General features: G+C 66.9%; 12 protein-coding genes and 3 pseudogenes. 9 read left to right on the top strand and 6 right to left on the bottom strand.

Annotated features, from left to right (window positions below; genetic code table 11):
- Positions 1-65: 65 nt before the first annotated feature.
- On the bottom strand, positions 66-728 hold the full coding sequence (locus tag QQY66_RS15065; RefSeq protein WP_301980822.1) for a class F sortase: 663 nt from the start codon (positions 726-728) through the stop codon (positions 66-68).
- A gap of 142 nt (positions 729-870) precedes the next feature.
- Complete coding sequence (locus QQY66_RS15060; protein WP_301980821.1) at positions 871-1392, bottom strand: hypothetical protein; 522 nt, start codon at positions 1390-1392, stop codon at positions 871-873.
- A gap of 280 nt (positions 1393-1672) precedes the next feature.
- On the opposite strand from QQY66_RS15060, the gene QQY66_RS15055 reads away from it, so the two are divergent.
- The 4 genes from QQY66_RS15055 to QQY66_RS15040 all read left to right on the top strand — a co-directional run bounded on the left by QQY66_RS15055 (position 1673) and on the right by QQY66_RS15040 (position 13609).
- Positions 1673-2278, top strand: a complete 606-nt coding sequence (locus tag QQY66_RS15055; RefSeq protein WP_301980820.1) for an NADPH-dependent FMN reductase — start codon at positions 1673-1675, stop codon at positions 2276-2278.
- A gap of 391 nt (positions 2279-2669) precedes the next feature.
- Positions 2670-6251, top strand: coding sequence for a LamG domain-containing protein (locus QQY66_RS15050; RefSeq protein ID WP_301980819.1), 3582 nt, complete (start codon positions 2670-2672; stop codon positions 6249-6251).
- 154 nt (positions 6252-6405) lie between these two features.
- Positions 6406-13341: a polymorphic toxin-type HINT domain-containing protein gene (locus QQY66_RS15045; protein WP_301980818.1), complete on the top strand. Its 6936-nt coding sequence runs from the start codon at positions 6406-6408 to the stop codon at positions 13339-13341.
- Positions 13342-13351: 10 nt separating this feature from the next.
- Positions 13352-13609 carry a MafI family immunity protein gene (locus QQY66_RS15040; RefSeq protein WP_301980817.1) on the top strand — a complete coding sequence of 86 codons (258 nt, stop codon included), beginning with the start codon at positions 13352-13354 and terminating at the stop codon, positions 13607-13609.
- 205 nt (positions 13610-13814) lie between these two features.
- On the opposite strand, the pseudogene QQY66_RS15035 reads toward QQY66_RS15040, so the two are convergent.
- The 3 genes and pseudogenes from QQY66_RS15035 to QQY66_RS15025 all read right to left on the bottom strand — a co-directional run.
- Positions 13815-14094, bottom strand: a pseudogene (locus QQY66_RS15035) (tyrosine-type recombinase/integrase); the annotation flags it as partial.
- A gap of 72 nt (positions 14095-14166) precedes the next feature.
- Positions 14167-14352, bottom strand: coding sequence for a DUF397 domain-containing protein (locus tag QQY66_RS15030; protein WP_301980816.1), 186 nt, complete (start codon positions 14350-14352; stop codon positions 14167-14169).
- Between the two features lie 3 nt (positions 14353-14355).
- Positions 14356-15243, bottom strand: a complete 888-nt coding sequence (locus tag QQY66_RS15025; protein WP_301980815.1) for a helix-turn-helix transcriptional regulator — start codon at positions 15241-15243, stop codon at positions 14356-14358.
- On the opposite strand from QQY66_RS15025, the pseudogene QQY66_RS15020 reads away from it, so the two are divergent.
- The 4 genes and pseudogenes from QQY66_RS15020 to QQY66_RS15005 all read left to right on the top strand — a co-directional run.
- A pseudogene (locus QQY66_RS15020) lies at positions 15207-15773 on the top strand (ATP-binding protein); the annotation flags it as partial. The gene QQY66_RS15025 and the pseudogene QQY66_RS15020 overlap by 37 nt on opposite strands.
- 144 nt (positions 15774-15917) lie before the next feature.
- On the top strand, positions 15918-16166 hold the full coding sequence (locus QQY66_RS15015) for a hypothetical protein (protein ID WP_301987323.1): 249 nt from the start codon (positions 15918-15920) through the stop codon (positions 16164-16166).
- The gene (locus QQY66_RS15010) at positions 16163-16405 is read left to right on the top strand and encodes a hypothetical protein (RefSeq protein WP_301980814.1); all 243 of its coding nucleotides are present in this window, start codon (positions 16163-16165) and stop codon (positions 16403-16405) included. Before QQY66_RS15015 ends, QQY66_RS15010 begins: the two co-directional genes overlap by 4 nt.
- A 28-nt stretch (positions 16406-16433) precedes the next feature.
- Positions 16434-16577 (top strand): hypothetical protein, encoded by a 144-nt coding sequence (locus QQY66_RS15005; protein WP_301980813.1) that lies wholly within the window; start codon positions 16434-16436, stop codon positions 16575-16577.
- A gap of 64 nt (positions 16578-16641) precedes the next feature.
- Here QQY66_RS15005 and QQY66_RS15000 read toward each other — a convergent pair.
- Positions 16642-18241: pseudogene (locus QQY66_RS15000) on the bottom strand (M4 family metallopeptidase).
- 142 nt (positions 18242-18383) lie between these two features.
- On the opposite strand from QQY66_RS15000, the gene QQY66_RS14995 reads away from it, so the two are divergent.
- A complete protein-coding gene (locus QQY66_RS14995) occupies positions 18384-18818 on the top strand; it encodes a gamma-glutamylcyclotransferase family protein (protein ID WP_301980812.1) in 435 nt (144 codons plus the stop codon).
- Positions 18819-18822 lie beyond the last annotated feature (4 nt).

Genomic DNA, 18822 nt, shown 5'->3' with positions numbered 1-18822 from the left:
ACCGGCCCGCGCACGCGGCGGAGCCGCACATCGATACAGCATCACCGCGCTTCCAGCGGAGCGCTTCAGCGGCTGCTCGTCAGATACGCGAAGACGACCACGTTCCCCTGATAACCGGTCGCCCGTGAGTAGCCCCCGCCGCAGGTGATCACCCGTAGCTCGGGTCGGCTCGCCGCCCCGTACACCTTCTCGTCGGGGAAGTCCTTCGCGTCGTACACCTCGACGGCGTCCACGGTGAACACGGCGATCCCGCCGTCGCGCCGGTCCACCTCCACCGTGCTGCCCCGCTTCAGGGCGCCGAGACCGTAGAAGACGGCGGGTCCGTCGGCGTTGTCGACGTGGCCCGCGACGATGGCGGTGCCCGTCTCGCCCGGGGTGGTGCCGGCCTCGTACCAGCCGGCGAGGTTCCTCTGCTCGGCCGGCGGTACGTCGAGACTGCCGGTCTTGGTCAGCCCGAGGCCCATCAGGGGGGCGTCCACGCGGAGCGACGGGATGCGGATGCGGTCGGGTGGGGAGGGGGGCAGCGCGGGCGCGGCGGGTATGGCGGAGTGCCGTACGGACGCTTCGGCGTGCGCTTCCCGCGCTTCCCGCGCTTCCCGGGCGGACGGCTGCGGAGGGGTGTGCGTCCGGGCGCCACTGCTCAGCAGCCAGGCGCCGGTGCACAGGGCGGTCAGGGTCACGGTCGCTACCGCGGCGTTGACTATGGCGGCTTTGCCCAACCTGCGCATGACGACCTCCTGGCCCCTTGAACTGGCCCCTTGAACTGGCCTCTTGAGGCTGGACCCGATCCCCCTCCGGGCCGCGAGGGGCGTCGGACCCGGAGGGGGAGGGGACGTGCGGTACCGGCGGACGGACAGCGGAGGGTGTCCGTCAGATCCCGTCGCCTCTCGCCCGGCGATGCAGGAGCCAGGTACCGCCCGCGGCGGCGACGGCCAGAGCCGCAATGCCGGCCGCGGTCTGCACGGGATCGGGGCCCAGGGCGCCGCCGACCCCCGTCTTCACACTTCCTCTGGGGTGCACCTGCTCACGGGGCGCCGTCAGCGTGACCACCAGGTCGCCGGTCACCCGCTTGCCGTCCTCGGCGCAGGTCGCGACGATCTCGTACGTCCCCGGCTGCGCGCTCGGCGGCACCCTGAACTGCCCGATGGCGTTGTCCTTGTGGGTGCTGGGCGCGAGCGTGAACGAACCGGCGCCGACCGCGCTGGCGTCGCCCGCCGCCGAGCCCGTGTCGCCGCAGGCCGTCGTGTTCACCGAGACCTGGCCGCCCGGCACGACGGAGGACGGAAACACCTCCAGACTCCCGGCGTCCGCCGCGTACACGGGCACACTGCCGAGGCCTGCGGCGGCGACGGCGAGTGCGGCACCGGACAGCAGGCGGGCGGTACGTCGCATTCGGTGCTCCCTCGAGATCAGCGGTGGTTTCCCTTCCGAGGTAAAAGGCAGGACGCCGAGCGCGCTTCCTGAGCGGGTGGCGGAAACGGGGTGAATGGCTGCGGGGGCGGGTCGTCCGAGGGCCTCCACGGCTGGCATTTCGGCAGGTCATCGGCGTGTGCGAGGCGGCCTTCGGTAAAGAACGCGAAGGGGGAGGGGCGAGGGTGTGAACGGGTGACCTGGGGGGGGCGGTGGGCCGGGCCTTGACCTCAAGTTTGGTTGAGATACGAGGGTGGGTGGCATGCAGACGAAAACCACTCTCGAGTCCGCTCAGGACACACCCCTGAACCTGACCCTCGTCATCGGCAGCAACCGCCACGGCCGCTTCGGCCCCGTCGTCGCCGACTGGCTGCTCGCCCGCATCCAGGACCGGGACGACCTGATCCCCCAGGTCGTGGACGTAGCCGAGATCTCCCTCCCGACGTCCCTCGCCCCGACCCCGCAGGCCACCGCCGAACTGTCCACGGTCACCCCGAAACTGGCGGGCGCCGACGCGTTCGTCGTCCTGACCCCCGAGTACAACCACTCCTACCCGGCCGGCCTCAAGAACCTCATCGACTGGCACTTCACCGAATGGCGCGCCAAGCCGGTGGCCCTCGTCTCGTACGGCGGCCTGGCAGGAGGCCTGCGCGCGGTGGAACACCTCCGCCAGGTCTTCGCCGAACTCCACGCCGTGACGATCCGGGACACGGTGTCCTTCCACAACGCGGGGGCGTCCTTCGACGACGACGGACGCCTGAAGGATCCGTCCGCGGCGGATGCGGCGGCGAAGGGGATGCTGGATCAGTTGGTGTGGTGGGGGAGGGCGTTGCGGGAGGCTAGGGGGCGGTGGCCGTATGCGGGGTAGCGGGGCTGGCGGTGGTGCGGGCTTGCTGGTCCGCTTCCGGCGGCACCACCCACGTGACTCCATGTGCCGGATTCGCTGTGTGCGCGTGAAGTTCATGAATCCTTTGACCTTGCTAGACGGTCATTAATGCGCCACGTGAACACTCTCGGCCAAAACCTGCCACATGACCTGCGCCGCCATTGATTTTCGGTGAGTTGGCATGTCTATGATCGCGCCATCTTTGTGATGCTTGTGTGACGTATGGGGTGGGGTTGTGAAGTCCCATTTGGGGGGACGGGTTCCGTCATGGAATCCGTGGGTGCGTAGGGCAGTTGCAAGACTGCTGGCGTGGACACTGCTGGCCGGCGGTGTGGTTCTTGTGAACGCTCCGGCTGTCCACGCTGATACGTCAGTGCCCCAGACGCCGTCCGAGCAGGCTGCGGCGACAGGCGAGCCGGTCGAGGTGACGGCGGAGCGCACGGAATATGCGCAGACGTTCGCGAACCCGGACGGGACGTACACGCTGAAGCAGGCGACGGCACCGGAGCGGGCGAAGGACGCTTCGGGCGAGTGGCATGACATCGACACGACGCTTGTGCGCAGGGCCGATGGCACGATCGGGCCACGCTATGTCGCGGTGGGTCAGTCGTTCTCGGCCGGCGGCACCAAAGACATGGTCCGTCTGGAAGATGATCAGCGGGTCCTGTCCGTCCGCTGGCCCGGCGACCTCCCCGAGCCGTCGCTGGAGGGGGCGACGGCCACTTACGCGGAGGTCATGCCCGGCGTGGATCTGCAGCTGACGGCGATGCCGGACGGCTATCGCGAAGTCCTGCGGGTCAAGTCGGCGGAGGCGGCGCAGAGCGAAGCCCTGGAGCAACTGCGGTTCGCCGTCGCGGGCGAGGGCGTATCCCTGGTCGCGGGAGCCGGCGGCGGGCTGCGCGCAGTCGATGCGGACGGCAACGCGGTGTTCACGGGGCCGGCGGGGCAGATGTGGGACTCCGCCGGAGACGACAGCGGGGTTCAGGCGCAGACGCTGCGGATGTCCGGTATCGAGGCGGGCTCCGACACGGGGGAGGGCGTCGCCGCTGCTGCGGATGACGGCGCCCCGGTGGAGCCGGGCCCTGGTGCCGCCACCGCCACCCTCCCTGTGCAGGTCGGCGACGACAGCATCGCCGTGACTCCCGACCTGAGCCTGTTGCGCGGCGACAGCACGGTGTACCCGGTCTACATCGACCCCTCGGTGGGTCTCTCGCGCGCGGAGCGAACGGTGCTGTCATCCGACGGCGACAAGTTCTACCAATTCTCGGGTGACTACGGGGTGGGGCGCTGTGCGCCCGCGGACGGCTACGCGTGCGACGACGACTTCACGAGCAACTACGCGAACCGCATGTACTTCGAGTTCAGCCCCAGCGCTCTGGCAGGTAAGCACGTTCTGAACGCCACGTTCCGCGCATATGAGACATGGTCGTTCAACTGCAACCCCTACACGGTCAAGCTGGAGCGGACCGGAAACATCTCCGAGGGCACGCGATGGCCGGGGCCGGCGATCGGAGCCCTCATGGATTCCCGGAAGGTGTCAGCCGGCCGAGGGGGCAACTGCAGCCCCGCCCAGCCCGACGCCTGGGTCGAGTTCAACGGTGGCCTGACCAAGACCGTTCGGGATTTCGCCGACGGCAAGTTCTCCCGGCTCACGCTGATGTTGCGGGCCGGCGACGAGGGTGAACCACGTGCCTGGAAGCGGTTCGACGACAATGCCCAGCTCACGGTGGACTACGTACCGGATCCCGGTGTGCCGATCAACGTCGGCGTGATTCCGGGTGTGGCCAAGGCGGGATCGCGTGGTTACTGCCACCCGGCGAGTGATCCGCTGGCCGTGACGGTGGACCAGCCCACGGTCCGTGCCCGGGTGGAGACGGAGGTCTCGCCGAGAGCCAATGACAGCAAGGGCAAACTGAAGATCAACTACCGGATTGCGCGCCTTGAGGCCGGTGCGTGGGAGGAGATCTGGGCCGACGATGCCCCCGATTCCGGCTACGTGCCGGACGGCACACTGCTGGACAAGCAGACGACGAAGCGTACGGATGGCACGACGTACCGGTACCGCGCCCGCACTCAGTCCCACTGGTCGTACAACGGTGCCAGCGGTGACCTGTACTCGTCGTTCTCGCCTTGGTGTTACTTCGTCATCGACTCCACCGCTCCCAAGGCCCCGACGATCGAGCCGAAGGATCCCGTGAAGGGCTCGCCTTACGTCGAGTGCGTGACGGATGCCTGTAATGCAAAGGGCGGGCCGGGGGTTGCAGGCAGTTTCGTGTTCAAGCCCAATGCCGCGGATGAGGACATCAGCAAGTACCGGTGGACGCTGACCGGCCCGAATGGCCAGGTCGGAGCCGCACGTACGACCACAGCGAAGGCCAATGGCACGGCCGAAGTCACCACCGTCACCCCGACCATGGGCGGCACACACCATCTGAAGGTGTGGCCCATGGACGTCCGGGAGCGCACCGGAACGCCGGAGACGTTCGACTTCCAAGTAAGCCTGCCGCCGGGCCCGATCGGCCGCTGGCGCTTCGACGACGGCGCTCCCGGTTCCGGGGTGACCACGGCCAAGGACAGCTCGGCCGAGGATCCGCAGCACGACCCGTCCGCGGCAACCCACAACTTGACGCTGCGCGACGGTGCAGGGTTCTCCACGATGGCCCGGCGAGGCGACGAAGACACTTCGCTGTGGTTGGACAGCACCGATCCCGACCTGCAACAGGCGTATGCCGCCGCGTCCGCGCCAGTGGTGAACACCGCACATTCATTCACGGTTTCGGCGTGGACCTATCTCACGGATGCCTCATCGAGCCGGATGGTCCTGGCAGCCCCAGGCACGCAGGCGCAGGCGTTCGCGTTGTACTACTCGTCGTCCTCGCGGTCGTACGTCTTCCACTACACGGCCACGGACTCGGCCACGCCGGTCTTCGTGAGGTCCGTCGGCGCTGCTACCGATCCACCGCTGCGGGTCTGGACCCATGTGGCGGGTGTCTACACCGCCGCAACGGACGCGAGCGGCAAGAGGACCCCGCAGAACGACACGATCCAGTTGTTCGTCAACGGTCGTGCTCAGGGTGAGCCGGTCAAATTGCTTGCCGTCGCACCCAGTTACAAGCCCTGGGAGGCAGGACAGGGCCTACAGGTTGGCCGCTCGATCGTTCGTGGCACTGCGGGGCAGTACTTCCGTGGCCGCATCGACGAGGTAGCCGTCTGGCAGAGCGCGTTGTCCGCCGACGAGGTCGCCAAGGAGGCCAAGGCGAGCGAAAACGATGCGCCGACTGTTGAGCTCGTGGCCGACTGGAATGCGGAGAACTCGTCGGGAGCCGCGGTCAGTGAGTCCTCGCCATATCCGATAGGCGCCATGACGCTGTCGTCCGGGGCGATTCTGGACGAGGATTCCAGCACGCTGGTACTGGACGGGAAGGGCGGCCATGCGTCCATGACCGGGCCGGCGATTGATGAGACGGGCTCCTTCACCGTCTCTGCCCAGGCACAGATTGATCCGGCTGTGCTCGACACCAAACCCAATGGTTATCAGGCCCAGATCGCAGGCCAGGCCGGAAGTGGGGGAGCCTCTTGGGCCCTCGTGGTGAAGAAGCTCGGTCAGGGCGCCTACGTGTGGAAGTTTCTACGCACCACATCGTCCGGCACGACCGTGGCCACGGCTGATGTGACGAACCTGTCGGAACATGCCGATACCAGCTCCCCGGTGACGCTGACCGGCGTGTACGACGCTCAGGACCAGGGCGGCCGCATGCACCTGTACGTCGGAGCCACACCAGTCGACGACGGTGACAACAACGCAGCTACCACGCCCCAACAGGGCACCGGACGCCTGGCCATGGGCGGGACTTCCGCCAGCAGTCTCTTCGCGGGGCAGCTGAGCCGCCTGCGGATCTGGACCGGGGCCATGACCCGGGACGAGGTTCGCTCGCGAGTCATCTCATCCGACTGATCCAACCCAGCGGGCGAGAGCCTCAGGCTCCTCGCCCGCTGGCCGCATCTGAACGTTCAGCAGTCCGCCCGGCCGCACTCCTGACCACGTCGGTCATGTACGAGCGCGTCCTCCCACTTCCTGCCCCGCAGGGGGCTCTTGATGGAGCTTGGACATGAGACCCATGCCGCCGTTCCGCCGTACTACCCCCACCAAGGCCCGAACCCGCCGACGCGGCAGGATCGCCGTCACCGTTGCTTTCGCCCTCCTGCCCGGTCTGCTCAGCCCGTTGGCTGCGGTGGCTCAAGAGCCGCAGCCGTTGGGCAGTCCCGATGGTCCGGAACAGGTCTCGACCGAGACCGTCCCGCTGAAGCCGAAGAAGACGGCGACCTCTCGTCTGATTGCCCGTCAGGAAGCCGCCGGCAAGAAGGCAGCAGACCGCGCACTGCGCGACCAGGCCGCAAAGGCGAAATGGCCAACACCCGGGACCACCACCCTCACCGCCCCCGCCACCGGAACGACCAGCGCCCGCGCGGGCTCGCTGCCCCTGTCCTTGACCGCCCCCACCGTCAAATCGGGCCGGGCCAAGAAGGCGGCGCAGTCCGTCAAGGTGACGGTGCTGAGCCAGAAGCAGACGCGGGCGCTCGGCATCAAGGGCGTCGCACTGACCGTCACGGCACCGCGCAGCGGCGGGACGGCCGATCTCTCCATCGACTACTCCGCGTTCGCCGGTGCTTACGGCGGTGACTGGGCCGGTCGTCTGCAGGTTCTGCGCCTGCCGGGTTGCGCCCTGACCCGGCCTGGTCAAGCGTCGTGCCGCGACGCGACACCGTTGACGTACACCAATGACCGCAGTGGAGAGAGGCTCCGCACCCACCTCGCCTTCAGCTCTGCGGCAGCCGACGGCCAGACCATGGTGCTCGCCCTCGCAGCGGGCACCAAGTCCGGCGGCGGCGACTACAAGGCCACCCCCCTGTCGGCCTCCTCCACCTGGCAGGCGGGCGGCTCCTCGGGCACCTTCACCTGGAACTACCCCCTCAAGACCCCGCCGGCCGCCGCGGGCCCCGCCCCCAATCTGGCCATCTCCTACGACTCAGGCAGCGTCGACGGCCGCACCGCGAACACGAACAACCAGGGCAGCCAGATCGGCGAGGGCTTCGACCTGACCTCGTCCTACATCGAGCGCAAGTACGGCTCCTGCGACGACGACGGTCAGGACGACAAGTACGACCTGTGCTGGAAGTACGACAACGCCTCTCTCGTCCTCAATGGCAAGGCCACCGAACTGGTCAAGGACGACACCACGGGCAAGTGGCGGCTCAAGGACGACGATGCCTCGACGGTGACCCTGTCGACCGGGGCGGACAACGGTGACAACACCGGCGAGCACTGGACGGTCACCACGGGGGACGGCACCCGCTACGTGTTCGGCCTGAACAAGCTTCCGGGCGCCGACACCGAGCGCACCAACTCCACGTGGACGGCGGCGGTGTTCGGTGACGATGCCGGGGAACCCGGCTACAGCCTGGGTACCTCGTTCGCGAGCCGTTCCGTGGTGCAGGCATGGCGGTGGAACCTCGACTACGTCGAGGACACGCACGGCAACGCCATGTCGTACTGGTACACCAAGGAGTCCAACTACTACCCCAAGAACGGCGCGAGCACAGCCGCCTCCCACTACACCCGGGGCGGATACCTCTCCAAGATCCTCTACGGTCAGCGTGCCGGCGCCCTGTTCACCGGCGCCCCCGCCGCGTCCCACAAGGTCACCTTCACCTACAGCGAGCGGTGCACCCGTACCGACGGCGGCTGCGACTCCCTGACATCATCCACCAGTCCGCACTGGCCCAACGTGCCCTTCGACGCCATCTGCAAGGACGGCGACAAGTGCACGGGCAACGTCGGTCCCACCTTCTTCACCCGCAAGCGCCTGACCGGCATCACCACGTACGCGTGGAACGCGGCCCGGACGCCCAGCGCCGACTTCGAGGCCGTCGACTCCTGGAAGCTCACGCAGGTTTACAAGGACCCCGGTGAAGTCGGCGATTCCAGCGACCAGTCCCTGTGGCTCCAGTCCATCGAGCACACCGGTGAGCACGGTACGCCGCTGTCGACCAAGCCGATCACCTTCACCAGCGAATTCCTCACCAACCGCGTCGATGGCGAATCAGACGACATCCTGCCCCTCGCCAAGCCGCGCCTGACCGGCATCGTGACGGAGACAGGAGCCAAGACCGCCGTCACCTACGCCGAGGCGGGCTGCGTCGCCGGCCAGGCAAGGCCCCGCCCTGACCAGAACAAGAGCACCTGCTACCCCGTCTTCTGGAGGCCGAACGGGGGAGACGTCGATCCCATTCTGGACTGGTTCCAGAAGTACCCCGTGATCGCCGTCAACACCACCGACGAGTCCGGAGCCTCCGGCACCATCGCCGACACCTATGAATACCCCTCCAACAGCGGGGCTTGGCACTACAACGACGACCCCATGACCCCCGAGAAGGAGCGCACCTGGTCCATCTGGCGCGGCTTCGCGAAGGTCACCCACCTCACCGGTCCCGCCGCCGGTCCACGCAGCAAGACCGTCACCGTCTACATGCGGGGCATGAACGGCGACCGCCTGCTGAAATCCGACGGCAAGACGCTCGACCCGGACGCCCGCAGAAGCGCCGAGATCCCCGGCATCAAGGCCGCGGCCATCACCGATGCCGACCAGTACGCGGGCTTCACCCGGGAGACGGTCACCTACAACGGGGCCGACGAAGTCACCGGCACGATCAATGACCCTTGGTCGCGCAGGACTGCCACTCAGCACAAGTCGTACGCCGACACCGAGGCGTACTACGTCCGCACCGGTGCCTCCCACACCCGTACCCGCATCACCAGCGGCAGCACTCCAGTCGACCGCACGAGGACGACCGTCACGACGTACGACGAGTACGGCATGGCGCAGACCGTGGAGGACAAGGGCGACGACGCCGTCTCCGATGACGAGACCTGCACCCGCACCTGGTACGCCCGCAATGCGTCCGCGGGCCTGACGTCACTGGTCTCCCGCACGCGCACCACGGCCGACCCCTGCGCCACGGCAGACAGCGCACTCAACCTGCCTGCCAACTCCGCATCCGTAGGTGACGTCATCTCCGACACCGCTGTCACCTACGACGCGACGACGGCTTGGACTTCAAGCCAGTCACCCACGCGGGGTGAGCCGAAGTGGACTGGCCGCGCGAGCGGTTACGACGCGAACGATCAGCCGACTTGGCAGAAGGTCAGCACTACGACGTTCGACACTCTGGGCAGACCCCTGGTCGTCAAAGACACCAACGACGCGCAGACCAGCAGGACCGCGTACACCCCGGAAACCACTGGCCCGCTGACCGCCACAACGCTGTACGACGCGAAGGACTACACCACCAAGAGCGTCGTCGACTTCGCGACAGGCGCGACAACCAAGGTCACCGACCCCAACTCGAAGGCCACCGAGACCACGTACGACAGCCTCGGACGCGTCACCCAGGTCTGGCTGCCCAACCGCCTGCGCCTGGCCGGAGCCACACCGAACTTCAAGTACGAGTACCACTTGTCGAAGGACACGCCGTCCTGGGTTTCGACCAGCACTCTCACGCCGACCGCGTCGGGATACACCACCACGTACACCATCTACGACTCGCTGCTGCGCGCCCGCGAAACGCAGTCCGCCTCACCGTCCGGCGGCCGCATCGTCAGCCTGACCCAGTACGACCGCCGCGGCCTGGTCAGCTCGACCCTGTCGGACATCTGGGACGCCAACAACGCTCCGTCCGGGGACAACCCGGCCACGGTCGAGGGCGCCGAGGCTCCCCTACAGGTGGACACCGCCTACGACGGTGCCGCCCGCCCTGTTACCAGCGAGACAAAGGTGAAGGGAGTGAAGCGCTGGACCACGACCACCAAGTACCAGGGTGACCGTGTCATCCAGACGGCTCCCGCAGGCGGCCAGGCCACCGCCACCCTGACCAACGCCCTGGGTCAGACGACCGAAACCCGCGAATACGCCGAGCCCAACGGCACCGGCTCCTACAACCACACCCGCTACACCTACACGCCCGCCGGACAGCAGAAGACCCTCACCGCCCACGACAACAGTGTCTGGTCCTACGCCTACGACCTCTTCGGCCGCAAGACCAGCGCCACCGACCCCGACTCGGGCACGACCAGCACCCACTACAACAACCTCGACCAGGTCGAGTGGACGCTGGACGCGGAGAACAACAAGCTGATCTACGAGTACGACGTGCTCGGGCGCAAGACCGACCAGTGGCAGACCGACAAGACGGCCGCCAACAAGCTCGCCCACTGGGACTACGACGAGGTCGCGAAGGGCCAGCAGGACACGTCCACCCGCTACGTCGATGGACAGCCGTACGTCAAGAGGATCACGAAGTTCGACGGCCTCTACAACGCCACAGCCAGCGAGCTGACCCTTCCGGCCACCGAACCTCTCGTGGCGGATAAGCACGTCCCGCCGACGCTGAAGTTCGACGCCTCGTACAACGCGGCCAACCTGCCGTCAGGCGTCGGCGTCCCGGCGGTCGCGGGCCTGCCCTCGGAAGGCATCACGCCCGCCTACGACAACTTCGGCAACCCGAAAACGCTCCACGGCAAGAACGGTTACCTCCTGGGCGCCGCCTACTCCGAACTCGGCGACCTGACCAAGCTCACGCTGGGCATGGACTCCACCAGTTCGGCGAGGAAGGCGTACCTCAACTACAGGTACGAGCAAGGCACCCGCCGTCTGACCCGGTCCTACATCACCGACGACACACACAGCTACATGCCACAGGACCTCACCTTCACCCAGGACGACGCGGGCAACGTCACCTCGATCAAGGACGCCAGCACCCTCGGTGGCACCGGCCAGGCCGACAACCAGTGCTTCTCCTACGACGGCTACCGCCGCATGACCGAAGCCTGGACCCCCAAGACCGCCGACTGCGCCGCCACCGGCCGCACCACGGCCAACCTCGGCGGCGCGGCCCCGTACTGGACCTCGTACGCCTATACGGCCTCCGGGCAGCGCGACACCGAGACGCAGAACCTGACCACCGGCAAGCAGACGACCGACTACGCCTACGGCACGCCCAACGGCCAGCCTCACCCCCTGGACCACACCACCGGCGCCAAGAGCGCCACGTACACCTACGACAAGACGGGCAACACGACCAAGCGCCCGGGGCCCACCGGCACGCAGACCCTCGCCTGGAACAGCGAAGGCAAGCTGTCCGGCCTCACCGAAGGCACCAAGAAGACCGGCTACATCTACGACGCCGACGGCAATCTCCTGATCCGCCGCGCCACGGGCGACGGCGACACCGTCCTCTACCTCGGCGACACCGAAGTGCGCCTGACGGTCAAGGGCAGCACGAAAACCCTGACCGGCACTCGGTACTACTCAGCAGGCGGCCAGACGATCGCCGTCCGCACGGCCACAGCCGGCACCAGTACCACCAAACTCTCCTTCCTGGCCGCCGACCCCCACGGCACGGCAAGCGTCGCCCTCGACGCGACGACCTGGGCCATCACCAAGCGCTACACCACACCATTCGGCGCTCCCCGAGGCACCACGCTCTTCGGCCCGTGGCCGGACGACAAGGGCTTCCTCGGCAAACCCCAGGACACCACCACCGGCCTCACCCACATCGGCGCCCGCGAATACGACCCGAAAACGGGCCAGTTCATCAGCGTCGACCCACTCCTCACCCCCGACCGCCACCAAACCCTCAACGGCTACAGCTACGCCGGAAACAACCCGGCCACCTTCAGCGACCCCACGGGCCTGTGGCTCGACGACGGAACGGGCCACAACGAACCCCGCCCTGGCGGCGGTGGCGGCGGCCAGAGTTCGACACCCGGCATTCCCCCTGGCGGAACCGGCCCCGGTGGCTGCTACTACACCTGCGACTACGGAGGCGGAGGCGGAAACAGCGGGGGCACGGCCAACGGCAACATCGCAGGCACGAATCGCTCCTGGTGCTGTGGTGTCAATCTCGCACCGCCCCTTCAATTCGGCCCAGAAGATCAAGAGGAAGTGAGAGCATACGTCGCCCTGCTCCGAGAAACACCGGTTATCTCACCTGTTGTGCAGGAAGTGGGACTGGCCCTCTGCGGTTGGATACCCATTGCAGGAGCAGCATGTGACCTTCACGACGTGAAGCGTTCGGCGAGCAGCGGCGACACACTCGGCGTCACATTGGGGGTCGTTGGTTTCCTTCCCTTCGGCGATCTCGCCAAGATACCCAATCAGGTAGACAACGCCGCGGACGCCCTAAAGGGAACGAAGAGGGCGGTCACCAACTGCAAGTGCTTCCTCGCCGGAACAGACGTACTCATGGCCGACGGTACAACCGAGGACATCGAGGATATCGGGGTGGGCGACGAGGTCCAGACCACCGACCCTGAAACGGGCGAGACCGGCCCACGCAAGGTAACCCGCCGCATCGTTACCGAGGACGACAAGCACTTCAACACCCTCTCAATCGCCACGCAAGACGGCGTCGAAGAGCTGACAGCGACCCACGAGCATCCATTCTGGTCACCATCCGAGGACGACTGGATCGAGGCCGGTGACCTCGCCGCTGGCATGACCCTTCTCACCGACGACGGCGACTACGTCACCGTCACGGGCAATCGTGCCTACACCCACCGCGCGACCACCTACAACCTCACCGTTGACGACCTGCACACGTACTATGTGCTGGCGGGGAAGACGCCGGTTCTTGTTCACAACAGCAACTGTTCCGGCATCGGCCGCGAATTTATTGGTGGGCAAGAGCAGTTCCATATCATTCACGGTGACAGAACAGGTGGCGGACATAAGTGGCCCGGACAGCCTGGGAAGACCGTGTTTCCTCGCGGCTGGGACACCGACAAGATCCTTGACGGCATTGTCGATGTGGCGACCAGTCCCAACAGCGTTAGGACGCAACAGACAGGCCGAGCTGGAGCCCTGTACACGAGGAACGGGGATCCGTCGCGGTGGAAGGTTGAAGGAGTAGTGGACGGCGTGAATATCAGGGTCATTTATGAACCTGCAACGGACCGAATTGTGACCGGTTTCCCGTATCATCCCTGATGGAGGTGCAGTGGAAGCTGTAGAGTACGTCGCCAAGATCGAAGAGCTGCTAGAGGAATCTCCCATCACTGCACCCTCGGTCGCAGTCGATGTGCGCGACCTTCTGGCGGCCGGAGAGTTCGCCCTAGCCTTCGACACCATGTGCTCATGGATTTACGAGGACGAGTTGTCGATTAGTGAAGAGTATTACGAGGGACTTGTCCGACTGTCGGAAGATCTTGGATCTCGCGATCTGATCGCGCGAATGCGTGAGCTGGTAACGGGATAGCTGAGTGCGTTCCTCCCACTTCGATTGGGCCGCGTCGTGAGTGTCTGATGTGGGTCGAATCGGAGCGAGCGACCGCAAATCTGAAGCCCCGCCAGGTGCGTCCCTGGCGGGGCTTCTGTGGTGGGTGGGTGACGGCGGTAGTTGACGGCACGTCAGTGGACGGTGGTTCCCACGGCGGCGGATCGCCTGGGGCGCGGGTGCGGGTCGGCTCGTCGTTGGCAGGGCCGTCGAGGGCGGTGCTGAGGGTGTCGATGGCGTCGCGCTGGAGGTTGGCGTAAACGGTGGTGGTGACGCCTTTGTGTGGGGCGTGGCCGAGGAGTTTCTTGATTACGACCCGTTCGTCGCCCTGCTCCAGGAGTAGGTCGCGGTGGAGTGGCGGAGGTCGTGGAAGCGGATGCGGCGGAGTCCGGCCTTGCGGAGGAGCGCGGCGAATCTGCGGGTGAGGTTGGTCGGTCGATCGCTCTGCCCTGCGCAGTGGTGAACACGGGGACCCGTTGTGCTGGCACGCGGGGCGACTTTTGTCGCCATGGCGCTGGTCCGTGGGTGAGGGGCTGCGGCTACAGCTGTCCCTCAAGAAGAGCTGTCTGGAAGAACGTCCAGGTGGAGGGGCGGAGTTGGAGGAAACCTTCGCCGGGGTTCTTGGAGTCCCGTATAGCAACGGTGGCAGGGATGTTGGTGGCTACTTCGACGCACTCGGCCTTTTCGTCACTGAAGCTGGACTTGCGGTACGCGAATTCGGGCACGGCTCACAGTTCCTTGAGGAGCTTGTGGAGGAAGGGCACCGCCTCTCGCTCCTCGAGGGAGCGTTCGGCAATCATTTCGAACAGCTCATCGTAGGCTGCTGCGGACTCTCCTCCCTCCACCCAGCGCTCGACGAAGGGCGCTTCCACGTAGACGACGTCCATGGCTCCGGGGGCAGCGAACGAGATGATGTTGAACGAGCCGTTGAGGCCAGGGTGAGTGCCGGCGTTAAAGGGAAAGATCCGGAGGCTGACGCTCGGTAGCCCTGCCAGCTTGGTGAGTGCTTCGAGCTGACCTCGGGCTGTATCGGTGCCGCCGGGGAAGTTGCGGAGGGCGGCCTCGTAGATCACCGCCCGCAATGCGAGCGGCGGATCATCGGAGAGCCGTCGCTGGCGAGCGAGTCGAGCGGCGACGAACGCCTCGTCCGGCTCCGGCCCTTTGGTCACCTGCGCTGTCGGGCTCTGCCTCAACGCCCGGATGTAATCGGGCGTTTGCAGCAGGCCGGGGATGAAGGCCGGTTGCCACGCCTTGATGGCCGTCGCGGCACTTTCCAGTGAGACGTACTCCTGCATGACGCCGTGGATCGCGTGGTCGTCCCACCATCCCTTGGCCTTGCGGCGCTCGCGGTCGACCTTGGCCAGCTCCAGTAGTCCGCCCACGGTGGCGTGATCGCGCACACCGTAAAGCTCGCACAGCGCGCGGATGTCCGGATCCCGCATGGGTACCCAGCCGCGCTCCATCTTGGTGACCTTCGTGATGGACGAGCTGAGGACTTTGGCAGCGTCCGTCTGCGTGAGGCCTGCCTCAGTGCGCAGCTTGAGGAGTTGCCCGCCCAGTCGCCGTCCCAGTACCGAGGATGTGCTGTTGCCCAACGTTGGCTGGCTGGCGGTCACGGCGTATTCCTCCTGGCTTCAGTGCGCGGTCAGTCTCGCGCGTCCGCGATCTGCCCTGCAACCATGTCCGGACTAATTTTTCCGGGACTAACTTGCTTCACCTTCTGGCTTCTTCTACTGTCGGTGACGAACTGATCGCAGAGCGGCGCCAGTTGATGTCTGGTGCTGTCCATCCCTGTCCGGAGGTGAGCGACTTGATCGCCCCCGAAAGCCCGGAGGAAGCCACCGCCCTCCACTACGACCGCCTCGACTACATCCCGTTCCCCAGAAGCGTCACCCTCGCCCGCCGCCGAGCCCACCGCCTCCTCACCGACTGGGGCCACCCCGAACTCGCCGCCGACGCCGCCCTATTGGTCTCCGAACTCGGCGGCAACGCCGTCCTTCACGGATGCCTCCGCGACCGCCTCTTCCGCGTCGAACTCACCCTCACCGAGCGCGCCGTACGCATCGCAGTCTCCGACCCGAAAGGGGAATTACTGCCAACCCCACGCCACGCCTCGGACGACGACATGTTCGGGCGAGGCCTGCTCATCGTGCGGGAGGTCGCCGACCGGTGGGGCGTGTGCGAGCGGGCCGTCGGCAAGTCGGTGTGGTGCGAGCTGGACGTCGTACGGGAAGCAGCCTCGGCGGATTACCGTGAGCCCAGCGAACTAAGGTCTCAAAGGAGGGCGACGATGGCCGAACCACTCAAGACCTTCGTCAATGGCGTAGAGGTCGAGGTCCCCAACAGCATCCCCGACATCCGCGCGGCCCTTCCGGACGAGCTGCGCGAGGAGTTCGACCGGGCCATCAACGAGGCCGGTGTGCATGACATCCACGCTGTGATGCGGCACTGGATGCTGCAGGCCGTACCCGACCCGGAAGCCGACGCGATCCTGGCGCGGCTGGCGGCGGACGAGGCCGAACGGCGGGGCGCGGCTTGAGCTACCGCATCACCTACGCACCGCCTGCCGACGACACCCTCACCAAGATGCGCAACGCCGAGGCCTTCCGGGACGCGATGGCGCGGACCATCGGCCAGGACCCGTACGGGCACGGCTCGACAGCCGTCAGAGGTGAACGCGATCGACGCGAGGCCACGATCCTCGGAGCCATCGTGCTCTATTACGTCTCGGGATCCGTGCTGACCGTGACTGTGGTCAGGCTCGTTCCCTCGCTTTGATCGCGTTTCGTTGGGGCAGGTGATTCAGGTGGACGTGGGAACTGGTGACCATAATGACGAGGCTCCCGCAGAGATCGAACGACGGATACGTACCGCGGCCGTGGAGCGCACGCGGCGGATGGTCGCCGACGGCGAGATCGATCTGTCGGTCATCGAGAAGCCCGCCGACTGACGGCCCATCGCTACGTAGGGCGACCGCTCCGTTCCCCTCAACGAAACGGCCGCCGACGCAACACTCACCCCACGTTCACAGCCCTCCAAGCCGCGGCTACGGCGTCGTGCTCAACACTCCCAGCCCCGTAAAGATCCGAGGCCGCCCTCAACGTAGCCCCCCGCGCCCCCGCATAATCCGTCGACGACGTCATATACACCGTCAGCGCCCGGTACCAGATCGCCCCCAGCTTCCCCCGCCCGATCCCGGTGACCGAAGACCCGTCACACGTAGGCGAGTTATGAGCGACCCCGCCGATCGTCTTCGGCCCGCTCCCCTCCGCCAGCAGATACGCGAAGTGGTTGCCGACGCCGGACGAGTAGTGGACATCCAGTGTCCCGGTCGTAGCACTCCAGCAGTCCACCGAGTTGCCGTCCTTCGACGGCTTGTCCATGTACCTCAGCGCATCCCGCCCGAGCCCCGAGCGGACGATCTTCTCGCCGATCAGCCAGTCACCGGGGTCGGAGGGATTCGCTGCGTAGAACTCCACCAGCGTCCCGAAGATGTCCGACGTCGCCTCGTTCAGCCCGCCCGACTCGCCCGAGTAGGTCAGCGCCGCCGTCGCCGACGTCACGCCGTGGGACATCTCGTGCCCGGCGACATCCAGGGACACCAGCGGACCGAGCTGCGTGCCGTCACCGTCCCCGTACGTCATGCAGAAGCAACTGTCGTCCCAGAAGGCGTTGTTGTACCGCGTCCCGTAGTGCACGCGGTTGTACGAGCCCACGCCGTCGCCGCGGATACCGGAACGCCCGTGCATGTTCTTGTAGTAGTCCCAGGTGACGTCCGTGCCGTACTGCGCGTCCACCGCCGCCGACGCGCGGTCGGTCGTCGCGCCCGTGCCCCAGTGGTTGTCGGTGTCCGTGAACACCGTGGACGGGGCGCGGCTGAGGCAGATCGTCGTCAGCAGGCACAGGTCCGTCTTGTTCGCCGCGTCGCCGGTGTACGTGTTTCCGCGCGTCGGGTCCTTCAGTGCGTACGTCGATCCGGACGCCGTCGTCTCCAGCGGCACCGTCCCCGCGTACAGCGACTTCCCGTCTGCCGAGGGAGTCCTGAGCTGTCGCGTCCGTCCGCCAGGCGAGCTTCGGGGCGCCGTGCAGGGCGTCCACGACCAGCTCCGGCCTCGACGTCAACTTCTTCAGCGTCTCGCCCAAGTTGGCCGCCCGCAGCGCGTTCGCCGCCAGGTCCGCCGCCCGGGGGCCCGACACCTTGGGTGTCACGCTCGGCAGGGCCACTGCCTGCCGGGTCGCGCGCGACGCGCTGCGATACGTGCCGTCCGGCGAAAGATGCACTACGAAGTCGCCGCCCAGTACCGGGAGATGACGGTACGTCCGGTCGTAGCGGACGTGCTGCGTGCCGTCCGGGTCGACGATCACGTCCCGGACCTTTGTCTCCTGAGCGGAGGTGAGACCCAGGGACGTCGCGTGCTGAGCGAGGGCCGCTGCCGCGTGCTCCAGCGCCTTGGCTCGGGTCGGTTGGTCGGTGGCGTCCGCGGTGGGGGAGAGGGTGGCGGCCAGCAGAGCGGCTGCGGTGGCCGCCGTGCCGGCCGCGGCGAGACGGGAACCTCGGATGTTCCGGGTCCGGGTCCGGGTCCGGGTCTGTGTCCGTATGCGTATACGGCTCATGGGTCTCCTCAGGGAGGCGCCTGGGGCGGGCGCGTGGGGACGGGGGCGTGATCGTTTCTGCGGTCCTGCGATTCAAGGGGCCGCTGACCTGCCATGTCCATGGCGCTGCTGAGGAGGTGTGTGAGGAGAGAGAATCGTTTCTGTGAGACCCCCGAGACCTCCGTTCTTCGTCTACGGCACCCTCCGTCCCGGCGAGCCCAACCACGACCTCTTCCTGCGCGGGCGCACCGGGGCCGAGGAGCCGGCACGGCTCACGGGCGCGCTGCTCTACGACGGGCCCGGATATCCGTATGCCGTGGAAGTGGAAGATGCCGGGGAAGGTGCCGTGTACGGGGAACTCGTCACCGCCCTCCCCGAGGCGTACGGCGAACTCCTCGCCGCCCTCGACCGGTTGGAGGAGTACACCCCCGGCGACCCGCGCAACCTCTACGAGCGCGTCGCGCGTGATGTGACGCGGGAGGCGGACGGGACGGCCGTACGCGCCTGGGTTTACGTCGCGGCGCCCGCAGTCGCCGTACGACTGCGGGCGCGCGGGAAGCTCATCGAGGGCGGGGACTGGCGGGCCGCCCGGCGCTGAACCG

It is taken from the genome of Streptomyces sp. DG2A-72 (genome assembly GCF_030499575.1).
Lineage (GTDB): Bacteria > Actinomycetota > Actinomycetes > Streptomycetales > Streptomycetaceae > Streptomyces.
Note: the sequence above shows the minus strand (reverse complement) of the source record. Positions and strands in the feature narration are given on the sequence as shown.